The sequence below is a fragment of the Citrobacter sp. Cpo142 genome, assembly GCF_030332425.1.
GTDB lineage: Bacteria > Pseudomonadota > Gammaproteobacteria > Enterobacterales > Enterobacteriaceae > Citrobacter > Citrobacter portucalensis.
Window position 1 is genome coordinate 109,163 of record NZ_JAOWHW010000109.1, and the last position, 16,587, is coordinate 125,749.

At 50.1% G+C, this 16,587-nt stretch carries 15 protein-coding genes and 1 pseudogene; 3 read left to right on the forward strand and 13 right to left on the reverse strand.

Annotated elements, in window-relative coordinates; all coding sequences use genetic code 11:
- Positions 1–85: 85 nt before the first annotated feature.
- From OGY18_RS27485 to OGY18_RS07230, 3 genes and pseudogenes are all read right to left on the reverse strand, one after another.
- Positions 86–1,141 carry a sensor domain-containing diguanylate cyclase gene (locus tag OGY18_RS27485; RefSeq protein ID WP_502873479.1) on the reverse strand — a complete coding sequence of 352 codons (1,056 nt, stop codon included), beginning with the start codon at positions 1,139–1,141 and terminating at the stop codon, positions 86–88.
- A pseudogene (locus OGY18_RS27490) lies at positions 1,121–1,798 on the reverse strand (HAMP domain-containing protein); the annotation flags it as partial. The pseudogene OGY18_RS27490 and the gene OGY18_RS27485, both read right to left, overlap by 21 nt.
- Before the next feature lie 191 nt (positions 1,799–1,989).
- Positions 1,990–3,099, reverse strand: coding sequence for an AI-2E family transporter (locus OGY18_RS07230; protein ID WP_126318234.1), 1,110 nt, complete (start codon positions 3,097–3,099; stop codon positions 1,990–1,992).
- A 288-nt stretch (positions 3,100–3,387) separates the two neighbouring features.
- Here OGY18_RS07230 and OGY18_RS07235 point away from each other — a divergent pair, with 288 nt between their 5' ends.
- Positions 3,388–4,347, forward strand: coding sequence for a YbgA family protein (locus OGY18_RS07235; protein WP_148362024.1), 960 nt, complete (start codon positions 3,388–3,390; stop codon positions 4,345–4,347).
- 12 nt (positions 4,348–4,359) lie between these two features.
- Here OGY18_RS07235 and OGY18_RS07240 read toward each other — a convergent pair whose 3' ends face one another.
- From OGY18_RS07240 to OGY18_RS07270, 7 genes are all read right to left on the reverse strand, one after another.
- Positions 4,360–6,288 carry a putative bifunctional diguanylate cyclase/phosphodiesterase gene (locus OGY18_RS07240; protein ID WP_126956289.1) on the reverse strand — a complete coding sequence of 643 codons (1,929 nt, stop codon included), beginning with the start codon at positions 6,286–6,288 and terminating at the stop codon, positions 4,360–4,362.
- A 17-nt stretch (positions 6,289–6,305) separates the two neighbouring features.
- Positions 6,306–6,800 (reverse strand): putative pterin-binding protein, encoded by a 495-nt coding sequence (locus OGY18_RS07245; protein WP_003832739.1) that lies wholly within the window; start codon positions 6,798–6,800, stop codon positions 6,306–6,308.
- Positions 6,801–7,210: 410 nt separating this feature from the next.
- A complete protein-coding gene (locus OGY18_RS07250; RefSeq protein ID WP_126956291.1) occupies positions 7,211–7,852 on the reverse strand; it encodes a helix-turn-helix transcriptional regulator in 642 nt (213 codons plus the stop codon).
- 127 nt (positions 7,853–7,979) lie between these two features.
- Positions 7,980–8,948 (reverse strand): threo-3-hydroxy-L-aspartate ammonia-lyase, encoded by a 969-nt coding sequence (locus OGY18_RS07255; protein ID WP_003832743.1) that lies wholly within the window; start codon positions 8,946–8,948, stop codon positions 7,980–7,982.
- Between the two features lie 27 nt (positions 8,949–8,975).
- Positions 8,976–9,371, reverse strand: a complete 396-nt coding sequence (locus OGY18_RS07260; protein ID WP_286552405.1) for a RidA family protein — start codon at positions 9,369–9,371, stop codon at positions 8,976–8,978.
- A 247-nt stretch (positions 9,372–9,618) separates the two neighbouring features.
- The gene (locus OGY18_RS07265; protein ID WP_003832746.1) at positions 9,619–9,927 is read right to left on the reverse strand and encodes a monooxygenase; all 309 of its coding nucleotides are present in this window, start codon (positions 9,925–9,927) and stop codon (positions 9,619–9,621) included.
- A 36-nt stretch (positions 9,928–9,963) separates the two neighbouring features.
- Entirely contained in the window at positions 9,964–10,755 is a 792-nt protein-coding gene (locus OGY18_RS07270) for a PhzF family phenazine biosynthesis protein (protein WP_286552407.1), read from the reverse strand.
- Between the two features lie 129 nt (positions 10,756–10,884).
- Between OGY18_RS07270 and OGY18_RS07275 the strand changes: the two genes are divergently transcribed.
- Positions 10,885–11,583: an RluA family pseudouridine synthase gene (locus tag OGY18_RS07275; protein WP_003832750.1), complete on the forward strand. Its 699-nt coding sequence runs from the start codon at positions 10,885–10,887 to the stop codon at positions 11,581–11,583.
- Between the two features lie 37 nt (positions 11,584–11,620).
- Here the strand turns inward: OGY18_RS07275 and mdtK are convergent, their stop codons facing one another.
- A complete protein-coding gene (mdtK, locus tag OGY18_RS07280) occupies positions 11,621–12,994 on the reverse strand; it encodes a multidrug efflux MATE transporter MdtK (RefSeq protein ID WP_286552410.1) in 1,374 nt (457 codons plus the stop codon).
- Between the two features lie 217 nt (positions 12,995–13,211).
- Here mdtK and OGY18_RS07285 point away from each other — a divergent pair, with 217 nt between their 5' ends.
- Positions 13,212–13,859, forward strand: a complete 648-nt coding sequence (locus OGY18_RS07285) for a riboflavin synthase (protein ID WP_003832752.1) — start codon at positions 13,212–13,214, stop codon at positions 13,857–13,859.
- A 41-nt stretch (positions 13,860–13,900) separates the two neighbouring features.
- On the opposite strand, the gene cfa is transcribed toward OGY18_RS07285, so the two are convergent.
- Both cfa and punC read right to left on the reverse strand, forming a co-directional pair.
- Complete coding sequence (gene cfa / locus OGY18_RS07290) at positions 13,901–15,049, reverse strand: cyclopropane fatty acyl phospholipid synthase (RefSeq protein WP_286552413.1); 1,149 nt, start codon at positions 15,047–15,049, stop codon at positions 13,901–13,903.
- 290 nt (positions 15,050–15,339) lie between these two features.
- Positions 15,340–16,545 (reverse strand): purine nucleoside transporter PunC, encoded by a 1,206-nt coding sequence (gene punC / locus OGY18_RS07295; protein ID WP_286552697.1) that lies wholly within the window; start codon positions 16,543–16,545, stop codon positions 15,340–15,342.
- Positions 16,546–16,587 lie beyond the last annotated feature (42 nt).

Consider the following 16,587-nt stretch of genomic DNA (forward strand, 5'->3'; position numbering starts at 1 on the left):
CGTTGATATCGTGTTTTGTGTTCATCCTGTTAACATATCACCCGCTGGCGCAGAGGTAAAGCAATGCCCGAAGTGATGGGACATATCAGCTTGCTTCCAGCATGCCAAAGCTCACAATGCGCGAACGACCTAACTCTTTCGCGCGGTACAGTGCGACATCTGCGGCGCGTAACAGGTTGTCGCTCTGGGCGTGCTGCGGATAGCTGGCAACGCCAATAGAGACATCCACGTGTCCAATATCGGAAACGCCAAAGCGCAGCGACAGTTCGCGTACGCCGTTGTAGATTTCTGTTGCAAAGCGGTTAGCGGCCTGTTCATCCGTATTGGCCAGCAGTACCAGAAACTCTTCACCGCCGTAGCGGAAGGCCATGCCGCTGTCGTGGACAACGCGCTGAATAGTCGCGGCGATACTTTTAATCACGCTGTCGCCTGCCTCATGGCCAAAGCGGTCGTTAATACTTTTAAAATGATCGATATCGATCATCAGGCAACTGATCGGTTCTTTGTTACGCACTGCCTGGCTCATCTGAGTACGTAGTGTATCTTCAAGATGATGACGGTTGCGCAGTCCGGTTAGCGGGTCGTAGAGCGCTTTCTCCAGCAGGGCGTCACGCAGACGCTGGTTGGCTAATGCGAGGCCGAGTGCTTCTGCCATTAGCTCCAGATACGCACGAGAGGGGGCGGAATCATCGCTAAGGTTCTGGAATGAGAGCAGGCCGATGGCTTCGCCCTGGGCAATCAGCGGGACGCACAGGGTATGCTGCTGGCATGACTCCGGCAGATGGTAGCAGGCGATATCGGGTTCGCCTTGTACCGGAGGATGGCTCTGGCCGCGGCGCACAGCCCAGCATTCATCCGGGTGGAACGCATCCGCTTTGCCCTGCGGTGAAAGCCACTGTGCAACGCAGCGCATTTGCCAGGGTTCCCGGTCCAGTATATAAAGCCGCCCGGCAATCCCTGGGGCAATATTCGGTGCAAACAGCTCCGCCACATTGATGACATCGGCAAAATTCTCGCAGCCCTGCAGACGCTGCGTCATACGTGCCAGCAGATCGCGGATTGCCCAGTCGGCATCTCGCTCTTTCTCCAGTCTCTGACGAGCCAGACCGTTCTCGCGAAATATCCGGATCGCCTGCGCCATGTCGCCTATTTCATCTATCTGGTTAAAGCTGGGCGTCTCAACGGCATAATCCTGCGATGCGAGACGGTTTACGACATCGCTCAAACGCACGACGGGACGCAGGACGCGACGCTTTAAAATAAAACCGAGAACGAATAAAAACAGTAGCGCCGTCATACCGACCATCACTTCTGAGGCCGTCCGCAGCATGCGGGATGACTGTGTTGCATCTTCAATCGTGTTGCGTACGCGGCTATCGAGTAGCTGGCGGAAATGATCTATCCGGTCCTGGGCGCGTTCCAGTTCCTGCTCATAGGTCTTCCCATAGAGCAGGGCAATAGCCTGCGACTCTTCTGCGCGCGCGACGCTGGCAAGCGCCGCAGCTTGCTCGTCCTGCAGGGCATCAACAATCTGCAGCCCCTCGTGCAATAGCGCCAGTTCTTCATCCGTTGCCCCAAGGTCTTTGAGCTTCGACAGCCGATGCTCAACGGCTTTCAGCGACGCTTCTTTCTGACGGTAGGCGTTAAGCACCTCAGGATCTTTTGCAATAACATAGTCGCGCGCCAGGTCGGACAGCGACCAGGCATCGAGTTCGACTTCTTCGGTAAGTTGATCGAACTGATAACGCTGTTCTACCACCTGGCGTTCTGTGTTATCGGCGCTGGATGCCATCAGCATGACAACGCCTGAAGCGATGGTCAGACATACCGTCGCGCTATAGGCCCAGTTGGTAATTGTGGCTATTCGCACTGATTAGTTCCTTCTGCGACGATTAATGAATAAGCATGATTGAAATTATAGGAAACGTATGATTTTGCGTGAAAATAAAAAAGGCGGTCCTGAAACCGCCTTCTGTTATCGTCCTGCAATCATAAATCTGGAGGATTTTTTCCTTCTTCCATAAAGGCTTCGTCGATTCCTTCCACGTTGCCTTCATGATCACGCCCGGAAAAGAGGTTCCAGCAGGTTATGAAAAGCGCAGCAATCAGGGGGCCAATCACAAAGCCGTTAATGCCGTAGATCTCCATGCCGCCGAGAGTGGTAATCAAAATCAGGTAGTCCGGCATTTTGGTGTCTTTACCTACCAGCAGCGGGCGCAGGATATTGTCCACCAGCCCAACGATAATCACGAAGAAGCCAACGATAAACAGCCCTTGCCATAGCTGGTGGGTGGCGAACAGGAATATTGCTGCAGGTACCCAGACGATCGCTGAGCCAACGGCAGGCACGAGGGAGAGAAACGCCATCAATGCACCCCACAGAACGCTGCCGTCGATATCCACAATTGCAAACGCGATGCCGCCAAGAATACCCTGAACCAAAGCGACGACCGCCGTGCCCTTGACGGTTGCCCGCGTCACGCCGACGAATTTGGCAAACAGGTGCTGTTTGGCAAAATCAGAAAGGGGTAATGAGTCCAGAATCTGGCGCACCAGATACGGTCCATCCTTCAGTAAGAAGAACAGCAGATACAGCATGATGCCAAAGCTGATAGCAAAGCCGAATGTCCCTTTCCCAATCAGGAATGCACTGCCAGCAAGGTACTGCCCGCCTTGCAGCACGACATCGGACAGTTTTTTCTGGATCTGCGCGACATCATCCAGATTGTGTTCTGCCAGAAATCCTCTGGCCCAATCAGGAAGGTACGAAAGAACAGAAGTGACAACTTCCGGGAACTGCGTGTCATTCTGTTGCAGTTTGGTGTACACCACATTCAGTTCAATGGCCAGCGATGACAGGATTACCATCAGCGGGATAAAGACAATCAGACAGATAATGGCGATGGTAATCAACGATGCCAGCCCGTTGCGTTCGCCAAGCGCGCTACGCAGTCGGTTTTTTACCGGGTTAAAGATAGTCGTTAATATCGCGGCCCACAAAATGGCGGAAAAGTAGGGGGACAGCACATCGAAGAACGCCCAGGTCACGAGGGCAAGTATGAAAATGAAGAAGCCTTTAGTCAGTCCGTTAAATCGCATTAGTGAACCCTGTAATGAGAAGCAGTCCCGACTATAGAACCGTTCAGGGGATTTACCAACTTTAGCTGCAGATATTTAGAATAAAGATGTTGCACTAAGGCTACATTCTTATTGTCCTTGCTTCACTGGCGGGAGAGCTATCCTTGATCTCCTCCCTGAAAACAGCACCAGTCTAAACTGAAGTCTCCGGTCTTTCTTCCATCTCACAGCAGATAACGTACGCTATGATTTAATAGTGAAACCGTCATTTTTTCCCGAAAAGGGTCATCAATTAACGAGGGGGTCGTTATGAACACTCAGCCTGTCATCGGGATTAGTGGATGTTTAACTGGTTCAGCCGTGCGATTCGACGGTGGGCATAAACGGATGGGGTTTGTGATGGACGAGCTGGCTCAGTGGGTGACTTTCAAACCTGTCTGCCCTGAGATGTCTATCGGTTTGCCTGTACCACGTCCCGCGTTGCGTCTGGTTCAAACCGCCCAAGGGAATGTCCGCATCTGTTTTAGCCATGCGCCTGGTGAGGATGTAACCGATAAAATGTCCGATTTCGCCAACTCATATCTTCAGGGACTTGGTGGCCTCTCGGGTTTTATCGTCTGTGCTAAATCACCGAGTTGCGGTATGGAAAGAGTGAGACTGTATGACGAGAAGGGAAATCGTGGGCGAAAAGAAGGGACTGGTCTGTTTACTGGCGCATTAATGGAAACCTACCCGTGGTTGCCAGTCGAAGAAGATGGCCGCTTGCACGATCCGGTGCTGAGGGAGAACTTTGTCGAACGCGTGTTCGCATTGCATGAGCTTAATAGGCTGCGGGCCAATGGTCTTACTCGCCATGGCTTACTCAACTTTCACAGTCGCTATAAGCTCCAGCTTCTGGCTCATCACCAGGCTGGTTACCGGGAAATCGGCCCATTCGTTGCCTCGCTTCACCAGTGGGATGATTTGGACGCTTTTTTCGTTGTCTATCGTGAAAAGCTCATGACAATCCTCAAAAAGCCCGCCTCACGGAAAAATCACACCAACGTACTGATGCATATCCAGGGCTACTTCCGCGAACGGTTGAACACCCGCCAGCGCGGAGAGTTACGTGACGTTATCCTCAACTATAGCGGTGGGCTGCTGCCAATATTGGCGCCTCTGACGCTACTCAAGCACTATCTGGCTGAATACCCAGACAGCTATCTGCTTACCCAGAACTATTTTGATCCTTATCCGAATGATTTAGCGCTACGGTTGATGATCAAATAGTCTGAGAGCGATTCAACCGTTTCTGATTTTCTCATCGATACAAGGCTGAGGTTTACCAAACAGATATCCCTGGGCGAAATCGCAGCCCAGCGCCTGAAGGCTTTTTAGTTGTTCCTGCGTTTCAACACCTTCAGCAACAGCCTTCATATTGAGGGATTTCGCCATGCCGGTGATCAGTTTGATGATATTAAGTGCATCTTCCTGTGTGGATATTGAATGGACAAACGACTTGTCTATTTTAATTTTATCGAAGGCAAGCCTGCTCAGGCGCGAAAGGGAAGAATATCCGGTGCCAAAATCATCGATGGAGATTTTTACACCCATGGCTCTGAGTTTGTTAAGTGTGTTCATCGGCGTCGTACTCTCAGTGAAGAGAGAGGATTCTGTTACTTCCAGTTCAAGACGATCGGCTGGGAGTCCAGTTTCTTTCAGAATAGACAGTACGATACCGACAAAGGCTTTGCTGCTTAGCTGGACAGGAGAGACATTCACTGAAATTTTAGCCGGAACCGCCCAACAAGCCGCTTCCCGGCAGGCAATTTCAAGCACAGCTTTCCCCATCTCATTAATCATTCCGGTTTTTTCAGCAACAGGAATAAAGTTATCCGGCGACAGGAGGCCCTTTAGAGGATGGAGCCAACGAATTAGGGCTTCATAGCTATAAATTTCCTGGCTGAAGGAGTCAACAATGGGCTGATAATAAACCACGAATTCTTTGTTCACTATTGCCAATGCCATATCATGCTCAAGCGTTCTGCTTTCTTGTAGCTTTTCTAACATTCGTTGTCGGAAGACTTTTATCTTACCAGAGCCTTCACCTTTGGCTTCATAAAGGGCCAGATCGGCAAATTTATAAAGATAGTCGGAACGACGTTCAGTGTCTGAGATAACAATGCCAACACAGGTGGTTATGTTGATAATCGTGTTATAAATAGTGTAGGGCTGGCTGATAAATTCACATATTTTCTGGGCGCGCGAAACGGCGTGGCTTTCTGTCAGGCCGCTTGAGAGAAACGCAAATTCATCTCCACCCAGGCGATACAGCGTATCCGAGGTAAGGCTCATCGAAACCAGTCGGTCAGATATCTGGCGTAGCAACATATCACCGGCATCATGACCATACGTATCATTTACTTCTTTGAATCGATCTAAATCAAACAACATCACAGTCACAGAATCGTGATTTTTTTCTGCTCTCTCAATTGTTTTATTTAAATCGCTCCAGAATAGCTGACGGTTATTCATCTCGGTAAGAGAGTCATGGTAGACGTCATATTCCAGTTTAGCATTCTGCATTTGCAGTTTTTCTTTAGATTTCTGCAGTTCTTCGGCAAGACTCTTGACCTGCAGGTGCGCCCGCAGAATATTTCTGTTTTGATAGAAAATGAGCACGCCCAGAATCGCACTCAGTATTATCAGCAGCACAGAGGTAGCAGAATAAATATAGTACAGCGTCTGAATTTTTTGGTTGGCGTTATTGATCGAGTTAACATCTTTGTTTAACGCACCAGATGAAAGACGACCCAGTGGCGCATCCAGAGTATGCATTTTTTTCAGATAAGCCTGGAGTGCTAAACGGTTCATTTTCTCTAGATTAACATCCAGAAAACTAAGGGTATTTTCAAGTTTTACCGCCAGTTCACGGTGCGCTATATTGCTTTCGATGTAGCGCCCCAGGTCTCCTTCTTTTATCAAATCACTCTGGCTAAGCATAATGTCGAGGCGCATGCGTACATCATCGAGATTCATCGTATCATCGATAGTGTAAAGACCAAGCAACGATTCAAATCGGTAATATTGTGATACCAGCTGAGCAGCAGACCAGGAATCGGTGTAGTGAGTCAGTTTCTGTAACTCTTGTTGCCGTTCATGCACGAGGAAAGAGATATACCCGGTAGATATAAAAAGAAAAAAGATGATGCCAGCCAGTATTCTGTTCATGATGTTCCCCTGAACGCTTACTCAATATCCATACTACTGACCTGCCATGCAGACCTTGAATAATAAATCTGATTATTCAGTTCTGGCATGCTGTCATAGGGGTACACAATGAATAACGGGCCTTTGTCACGGATGCGCATATATTTTCCGTTGATTTTTAACGCAAGGATAGCATTGTATTTTTTGAAATCACTAAGAGGGATAACGGTGGTGTAGTCATTGAGTGCAGTGACCTTAACAACAGAGCCGTTAGCCCCGACATAATCCATGAGCTTTTGTAGCGGAATACCCGTAAAGGTAGTACGCCCATTATACCAGGGGGAGGTGGTCTGGAAACTGACCATGCCCAGCTTCTCAAGGCTGGCGGTATCAAAAACGGCTTTCCCGTCTGCATTTGTATTTTCAATATTACCCGACAGCGTTAAAAGCACTTTACCGGTGGGCCTGGAAAGTTCACCTGCCCATAGCTGGGTGGAGAGTACAAAGCTTACCAACATGACCATTAACCGCATTCTTACCTCACCAATCAGCCGGATGTTAAAGAATTATAATTTAGATATCACGCTATTTATATATATTGCATGGGTATTATTGGTGTAATAACTTCAATGGCTTTTTAACTCTTTTAAATCAGTGGGTTATTTGTTGTCTGTTCTGCTGTGGTGCATTAAAAATGCTGGTGTGTTATTTGAGTAAAGCTAAATTTCACTATGTATGTACAAAAATAAATCATCTATTTACTCAGTGCCAATAAATACGCACGAAAATAAAGGTTTATTTTTTCACTGCGGCTGGATTTGGTTGTTTACTGGTAGGTAACTATATCGGGCACGAAGCCGCCTTCAGTGGAGCGGGAGCGCTTCGTGTCGGTAATCAAGGACAGAAATTCTATACGCGGCAAGTGTGGTCTATCTGAACCCGTTTATTCACCCGCCTGAGCTGACTGGCGGGCATACAGATAGGCGGTGGCCCTCGATACGCCCAGATGCTGCGCTACTGTGTCCATAGATTTGCGTACGTTCAGCAAACCGTCCTGGCGTAATTGTTGAATCAGCAGCTTACGGTCTTGAGGTTTAAGGGCTCGGGCCGTCGTCGCGCGTTTAGCGGCAAAGTCATCAATACGCTGGCGGATGACTTCATTACTGCCGGGATCGATATGTTCCTTAATGGGGGAATTTTCAGTTTCAGTAAAACGCGCAAGAGCACTCTGCATACCACGGAACAGCGTCATATCGACATTCATGCAAAGTGCCGCTACGTATTTGCCGTCTTCGTCCTTGATGCCAATGGAGGTACTTTTCACCGGGCGGCCATCGGCAAACTGATTACTGTAGTTCGCAATGATGCTGGGAAAGTCAGGTGATGCAATTCTCGCCAGGCCAAGCTCGGTTGCTGGCTGGCCGGGTTGACGTCCGGACAGATTATTATGGATGGACAAAATGGCATGTTCAGGATTTTTGAGGTCATGAACCACCACTTCGCAAAACGGAGAGAAGGTCTCACTCAATCCCCTGGCGATAGTATCAATTTGGCTGAGAAGCGAGTTATTGTCGGTTTTTGGCATGCCAGTCTCCTGCGGTGATGTCTGTTGCCATGATTGCGAGCAGTTTACAGTGACCTGGGAGCGTTTTTCCAGACGGGAGTGTACAGACAGTAAAAGTAGGGTATCTGCATGGCAGATACCCTGTTTATCATCCGGCCAGAAATTCACTGTAGCGACTGATATCCACGTTTCCGCCGCTGATGATAATGCCGATTTTCTTGCCGCGAAGTTCAGCTTTACGCGCTCTGGCGGCAGCAAAACCCAGACACCCGGTCGGCTCTACGACGATTTTCATGCGTTCAGCGATAAATTTCATTGAGGCAACTAACTCAGCGTCTGAAACAGTCAGAATATCGTTCACGTTTTGCTTGATAATCTGAAACGTATAGTTCCCGAGATGTTGAGTCTGAGCACCGTCAGCAATGGTTTTGGGCGTATCGATGTGAACAATTTTTCCGCTACGAAACGACTGTTGACCATCGTTACCCGCCTCAGGTTCGACACCATAGATGATGCAGTCAGGAGACAGATGTCTGGCCGCCAGAGCGGATCCTGAGAGCAGGCCGCCACCGCCCAGACACACGAAAAGGGCGTCTAACTGACCCACTTCTTCAATCAGCTCTTTTGTGGCGGTGCCCTGGCCTGCGATCACGTGCGGATGGTCATAAGGGGGGATCAGCGTTAACCCCTGTTTCTCTGCCAGGTCCCGACCAATTTTTTCACGATCTTCAGTATAGCGATCGTAAGTTACCACTTTTCCGCCATAGCCTTTCGTCGCCGCAACTTTGGCCGCCGGGGCATCATGCGGCATGATAATTGTTGCTGGAATGCCCAACAACTTTGCCGACAGGGCAATGGCCTGCGCATGGTTACCGGAAGAAAACGTCACGACGCCCGCAGCGCGTTGTTGTGGTGTGAACTGGCGTAGCGCATTCATAGCGCCGCGAAATTTGAAGGCGCCCATTCTCTGAAAGTTTTCGCACTTGAAGAAGACTTCCGCGCCAAATTCTTCGTTAACCGTTCGGGAGGTCATCACCGGCGTTTTGTTAGCATAATCTGCGATGCGCTCTGCCGCAGCGGCAACATCGTTATAATCAGGCAGTGTCATTTCAGTCATTGTTGTTCACCTGTATGTTGTTAAACGTCACGCTTGCGGGGCCAACGCCATAGCTTCAACTTCCAGCGCAAAACCATAATGAAGTTCCGCAACACCGGCTACTGCACGGGATGGACGGAAATCACCGATCCACTCTCCATAGATTTTGTTGAACGTCGGCCACTGATTTATATCCGTCACATAGACGCGAACTGACACCAGATGCTGACGGGAAACTCCAGCACCCGCCAGACAAGCATCAATATTCTGTAGCACCAGCCGGGTTTGCTCCTCAAAAGAGGCATCCTCTTTTTTCTCGCCGTCGAAAGTGACAGGCAATTGCCCGGAAATGAAGACGAATCCGCCAGCCGTTGTACTGTGCGAGTAATGACCTGCTGGCGGGAAGCTTCCAGCAGATGAGTTCAGTGTAATGTCCGCGGTCATATGAGAATCTCCAGTCGCAGTTTGTGATTCATTTTGTATAAAATAATACTGTTTGTATTATTTTATACGCCTTTATGCCACTTCCTGCTAGAGATAGTTTTCGCGAGTGATGATTTTGTGAACTATTGCAAACTTGGCACACGCTATAGCGCAATCGCGAGGTGACGAAAGAGGGGGATCGCTTTTGATGAGGGGAAAGCCGGGGGAAATGAAGAAACGCCCCGGGAGGGGCGTCTAAGGCAAAAGTTTAGCTGATATGACCGTGGTTAATTTTACTTAACGGTTCATTGATATCGAAGATTTTGAACGTTACTTCTTCCACACCCAGGTGCTTCAGGCGGGCGGTATGCTTTTTGATATAGGCCTGAGCGGTGTCTTCGTTCTGGAACAGGTAGATGCCACCCGCTTCGTGATTTGCTTCGTTCTCGGTCCAGATTTTCCAGATGAACCCCGGCTCCTGGTTGATTGATTCGGCCAGTTCAACGAGCTGATTCGACATCTCAGCCCCAAACGGACCATGAAAATCAAAGTGTATCTGCACGAGTTTGTTCGACATAAATCCTCCATGGATTGGTTATTTTGGGTAAGGCCGCTAGCGCAACAGCACTTTACCGATCAGATAAGTTATCGCCTGCCCACTGATATAAACACGCGTTCCTGCTAACTGACAGCGTAAATCCCCGCCGCGTTCAGAGACCTGGCGTGCCAGCATCTGTGTTTTATTCAGTTTTCCAGCCCAGTAAGGGATCAGCATGCTATGTGCCGAGCCTGTGACCGGGTCTTCCGCGACGGCTTCACCCGGGCAAAAGAAACGGCTGACAAAATCGTATTCCCCGTCACCCGGCGCGGTGATGCATACCATTTTCCCCAGCGGCAGCATGGCGTGGATGTTTGGGCGCACAGCCTCAACCTGCTGTTGATTTTCCAGCACCACCATGTAATCTCTTGCCACACGCACCTCTTTGTATTCGGTGATGCCTAATGTTTCCAGCAGTAAAGCTGGCGGCACGGCAGATTCGCTTGGCCAGGCTGGAAAATCAAGCGTCAGCCATTCACCGCAGCGCGTGACCGTCAGCGGTCCCACAAAGCGGGTAGCAAATTGGATTTTCGTATCCGGGTAATCCAGATGTTCAAAGATGACATGCGCGGCGGCAAGCGTGGCATGCCCACAAAGATTGATTTCACCCTGAGTGGTAAACCAACGCAGCTCAAAACCATTCTCATCGGCGACAAAAAAAGCGGTTTCTGACTGGTTATGCTGCTGCGCCATCTTTAATAATGTTTCATCGGGCAACCAGTCCGTGAGCGGACAGACTGCTGCGGCATTACCGCCAAACGTCGTGGTGGTAAAGGCATCCACCATGTAAAAATTGATTTGTTGCACAGAGTAACCCTCTCATCGCACTCAGGATAAATCACACTCTACCATGCCAGCCATTGGGTCAATGCTCAGATTCGCCACTGTGGTGAAAATTCGTTATCATCCGTTCCCACACCTCATTCTGGCCGCCTGATGTCTACGATCCTCGATACCTTTATTGCCCCACCTTGCCATGACGAGATAGAGACCCTCTATCAGGACGAGCATCTGTTGCTCATCAATAAACCCAGCGGGTTGCTTAGCCTGTCGGGCAAAAATCCGCAGAATCTCGATTCGGTACATCACCGGCTGGTACAGATTTACCCTGGCTGCACGCTGGTACATCGGCTTGATTTCGGCACTTCTGGGCTGATGGTGGTCGCTCGTAACAAGGCTATCAACGCCGCGCTTTGCCAGCAGTTCAGCCAGCGTACGGTCACTAAGGTGTACAGCGCGCTGTTATGCGGGCATCTGGAAAACGACGAAGGGGTTATCGATGCAGCGATTGCTAAAGACCCGGCGCTGTTTCCATTGATGTCGATTTGTGCTCTCAACGGCAAACCCGCACGCTCGCGCTATCAGGTTGTCGAGCGTTTTTATCATCGTCAGGAAGAGGGGGCGTTGCTCCCCTTGACGCGAGTGCAACTGACGCCTGAAACCGGGCGTACCCATCAACTACGGATCCACTGTCAGCAGTTAGGACATCCCATTTTAGGATGTGATTTGTATGGCGGGCGTTTGCTGCCTGGCACTGAACAAACGCCGCGATTGATGCTGCATGCCAGTGAACTGCATTTCAGGCATCCCATTAGTGAAGCGTGGATGAACGCCAAAAATGACAGCCCGTTTTGAGGCGAAAAAAAGCCGCCTGGCGGCGGCTTTTATGAGGTTATCGCGCAGCGCGTTGCAAAATAACCGCTGACGGCTGGCGTTGTAGAAACCGCATCCGCAGCATCATCAGTATCGCCGCAGAGGTCAGGCCGATAATAAAGCCCATCCAGAATCCCGCTGGTCCCATTCGGTCAACTACCAGATCGGTAAGCGCCAGAATATAACCGCTCGGCAGACCCAGCACCCAGTATGCCGTAAAGGTAATAAAGAAAATAGAACGCGTATCTTTATAACCACGCAGGATCCCGCTGCCAATAACCTGGATAGAGTCCGAAATTTGATACACCGCGGCCAGTAACATGAGCTGAGCCGCCAGGGCGACAACTTCCGGGTTATTGTTATAGAGCAGGGCAATATGCTCGCGGAATGTCACGGTGAAAATCGCCGTTACGACAGCCATGCAGACACCAACACCCAGACCCGTTCTGGCTGCAGTTTGCGCATCCAGCGTGGAGCCCTGGCCCAGACGATAGCCGACACGAATGGTGACGGCGGCAGCCAGAGACATCGGCAGGACGAACATTAACGAGCTGAAGTTCAGTGCGATTTGGTGTCCGGCTACGTCGACAATCCCCAGTGGAGAAACTAGTAGCGCGACCACCGCAAACAACGTCACTTCGAAAAATAACGCCAGCGCGATAGGTAAACCCAGCTGTACCAGACGCTTCATTACTGCGGTGTCAGGTTTCTGGAAACCACCCTCATTACGGATATCGCGCATTGAACGCGCACGTTTGATGTAAGAGAGCATGGCGATAAACATCACCCAGTAAACCGCTGCTGTTGCCACACCACAACCCACGCCACCCAGTTCCGGCATGCCTAAATGCCCATAGATGAAAATATAGTTAACCGGAATGTTCACCAGCAGGCCGAGAAATCCCATCACCATCGCCGGTTTAGTCTTTGCTAATCCTTCGCACTGGTTACGGGCTACCTGGAAGAACAGATAACCCGGTGCGCCCCACAGCAGGGCACGCAGGTAGCCAACGGCTTTATCCGCCAGCGCCGGGTCGATGTTATGCATGGAGCGAATAATGTACCCTGCATTCCATAGCACAACCATAATCAGCACGGAGACGCTGCCCGCCAGCCAGAAGCCCTGACGTATTTGATGGGCGATACGGTCGCGGCGTCCGGAACCATTGAGTTGCGCAATTACCGGCGTCAACGCCAGCAGTAGTCCGTGACCAAACAGAATGGCCGGTAGCCAGATGGACGTACCAATGGCGACTGCCGCCATATCCGTCGCGCTGTATCCGCCCGCCATGACGGTATCAACGAATCCCATTGCGGTTTGAGCGATTTGCGCAAGAATCACCGGAATTGCCAGAGCTAATAACTGACGCGCTTCACTTACATACTTTTGCACGTGTACACCACTATATTGTTGTTATTTGAGAGACTAAAAAAGCCGCCTTATATGGCAGCAAGGAGAAAAAGCAGGGGAAATTTCAGTCTATTGTAGCGAGGAATACGTAATTCTCCAGTGAAAAAACAGGCGCTGGTGGCGCATTGCTGGCAACCTGAATTTCCACCTGCTATTGTGCTGTGCAGAGATGTCTTAATTGAGTTCAGGAGTAGGAAGTATGTTTACGGGTATTGTGCAGGGCACCGCAAAATTGGTGTCCATTGATGAAAAACCAAATTTTCGTACGCATGTTGTGGAGTTGCCTGAATATATGCTGGATGCGCTGGAGACCGGCGCATCGGTTGCCCACAATGGGTGCTGCCTGACGGTCACCGAAATTAACGGTAACCAGATAAGCTTCGACCTGATGAAAGAAACGCTGCGTATCACCAACCTGGGCGATCTGAAGGTCGGAGATTTGGTTAACGTTGAACGTGCGGCAAAATTCAGTGATGAGATTGGCGGACATTTAATGTCGGGCCATATTATGACCACTGCCGAAGTGTCGAAAATTCTGACCTCGGAGAATAACCGTCAGGTGTGGTTTAAAGTCCAGGACCCGTCGCTGATGAAATATATCCTGTACAAAGGATTTATTGGTATTGACGGTATCAGTCTGACGGTCGGTGAAGTGACGCCGACGCGTTTCTGTGTGCATTTGATTCCGGAAACGCTGGAGCGCACTACGCTTGGCAAGAAAAAGCTGGGCGCACGGGTTAATATCGAAATCGATCCCCAAACGCAGGCGGTGGTTGATACCGTTGAACGTGTCCTGGCGGCGCGTGAAAGCGCCATCAGCAACATAACGGGCGAAGCGGGAGCCTAAGCCAGAGAGTAAAGCCCCCGTTGCTACGGGGGCGAAAACGATTAGCGGGGAACGCGCAGACCGTGTTCAACACCGCGGGAAAATACCACCTGCCATAGCTGAATGTCGCGAGCACGAAACGCCCCGGCGCAGGCATTCAGATAATAGCTGAACATCCGTTTGAAACGTTCGGTATAGTTATCGGCGATTTCAGGCCAGGAGTTCATGAAACGCTCGTGCCATGCCATCAGCGTCGTGTCGTAATCCGCGCCAAAATTATGCCAGTCTTCCATCACAAAATGCGGTTCGCTGGCGTTGGCAATCTGGCGAACTGACGGCAAACACCCGTTTGGGAAGATATACTTATTGATCCACGGATCAACGTTATTGTCGGTTTTTTTGGAGCCGATGCTGTGCAGTAAAAAGAGACCATCCGGTTTTAAATTACGATCGACCACCTCAAAATAGGTGGCGTAGTTCTTCGGTCCAACATGTTCAAACATGCCGACGGAGACAATGCGGTCGAATTTGTCGTTCAGGTCGCGATAATCCTGCAGCAAAATGGTGACATCCAGCCCAGCGCAACGTTCCTGTGCCATTTTCTGCTGTTCTGCCGAAATGGTCACACCCACCACGCTCACACCATATTGCGATGCCATAAACTGGGATAAACCACCCCAGCCACAGCCAATATCAAGCACCCGCATTCCTGGCTTCAGTTGCAATTTTTCAGCAATCATTTTGAGCTTCGCCTGCTGGGCAGCTTCCAGAGTGTTGGCATCTTTCCAGTAGGCGCAGGAATACTGCATATAGGGGTCAAGCATGCGGGTAAAGAGATCGTTGCCCAAATCGTAATGTTCTTTGCCGACCATCCACGCACGTTTTTTGGTCTGTAAATTGAACAGGCGAGCCGTGGCGATACGTAGCGTATCTTTAAAGTGGCGGGGGAGTTGGTTTTCAAGACCGGCACGCAAGACTTTACTAAAAAACATGTCCAGCCGGTCGCATTCCCACCAGCCATCCATATAACTTTCACCCAACCCTAACGATCCTTCCTGCAATACGCGTTTGAAAAAATCGGGGTTCTTTACTCGAATATCAGCCGGTGCAGGGCCATTAATGGCAATGCCTGCACGACTCAATAATTCATTGGTAATGCGGTACCAGTCATCATCCGGTACGCTGACGTCTTCTATACATGATGAACTCATAGCTTCTCCATCACTGGTCGGTGATCAGAACCTTAAAACAGCGTAGACGCTTTTTTGGGCTTTGTGAGAAATCTCACGGAATTAATCCGCGAATCTATAATCCGACGTAGAACAGAGGAAGGGAGAAACCCTTGCCGAAAAGGCCATCCGTGGTAAAACGGGAACGTTCTTGTCCCCGTTAACGCATTAAAATTATCGTTTTTTTAACAACTGAAAATCAGTATATGCCTGAATTTTTGACGATTCAACCGATAATTGTTAGCGGGCTAACTAAATGCCCGCAACCATTATTAGTGCGACTCTCCGTGGGCAACTTGCGCACGATCATCTGTTTGCGGGGCGTCAGTTTTCTGCGATTGCATTTTGTAACCCACACCAGCCAGCAATACTGTTGTCAGCATAACGCTGGTGGTGGTGAGCAGCGGGGTGGCAATCAACCAGGAAACGACAAGGCTTGCCAGGAAGCATAAACCCAGTTGCAGCGTATTCTGCAATGCGGCTGCGCGTCCCGTGGCCTGTGGGAAAGGGCGTAATGCCTGCGCGACAACGATAGGGTAGATTGCGCCGTTCGCAATCGCCATAACGCAGAATGGGATCAGGATTTCAGCCAATGCAACATGATGAATAAAGCCGGTCGCCCAGGTACCCACAACGCTGAAGGCATACAGAATGAGTAACCAGGGCAGCAGCTGACGACCCTGCCATTTTTGCAGCGCTGCACGACAGCCGTAACCACCAATTAAGAAGGCGATAGTTTGCGGAACATAGCTCAGACCAATTACCGCTGGGCTATAACCCATTTCGCTGAGGATGAACGGGGAACCCGTCAGCCATGCGAAAAAACTCGCGGAACAGGCGGCATAAATCAGCACGTTTCCACGGTAAGTTTTCGAGCGCAGCAAGGTGGCGAAAGTCAGTTTATCCTGGCTGTCATCGCGCGCTTTAGCCGTTGGCTTTAGACGCAGAGCCGGAAGCATCAGAATCAGAGTAATGGCAAACAGAGTGGCAAAAATGGCCTGCCAGGAAAAATGTACCAGGATCCAACTGCCTAATAGCGGGGCGAGTGCAGGAGATAACCCGACCAGCGGCATAATAGTAGCAAAGATGCGGTTTACTTTTTGTGAAGGATAATAATCGGTAACCAGCGCTTGCCAGATAACCGATGCCGCACAGACGCCAACGGCCTGAACAAATCGCAGTACCAGTAGACCAGTGGCGTTTTCAACCCACAGCATACCCAGACTGCCCAGTGCGAAGATAGATAAACCCAGCAGCAAAATAGGCTTGCGACCATAGTGGTCAGAAAGCGGCCCCCACAGCAGTTGTGCGACGGCAAAACCGGCTAAGAACAAGCTCAGGCTGGCGCTGACGGCAGATGCAGGTGTTTGCAGATCGGACTGAATAGCAGCAAAGGCGGGTAGATACATATCCGTTGCCAGAAAACCGAGCACGCTAAGACCTGCCAGCCAGACTAAAAACCCTTTCCCAGGTTGCATCATCATTTCTCTTTTTTACTGTAGAACAATGCCGCTGAGTGT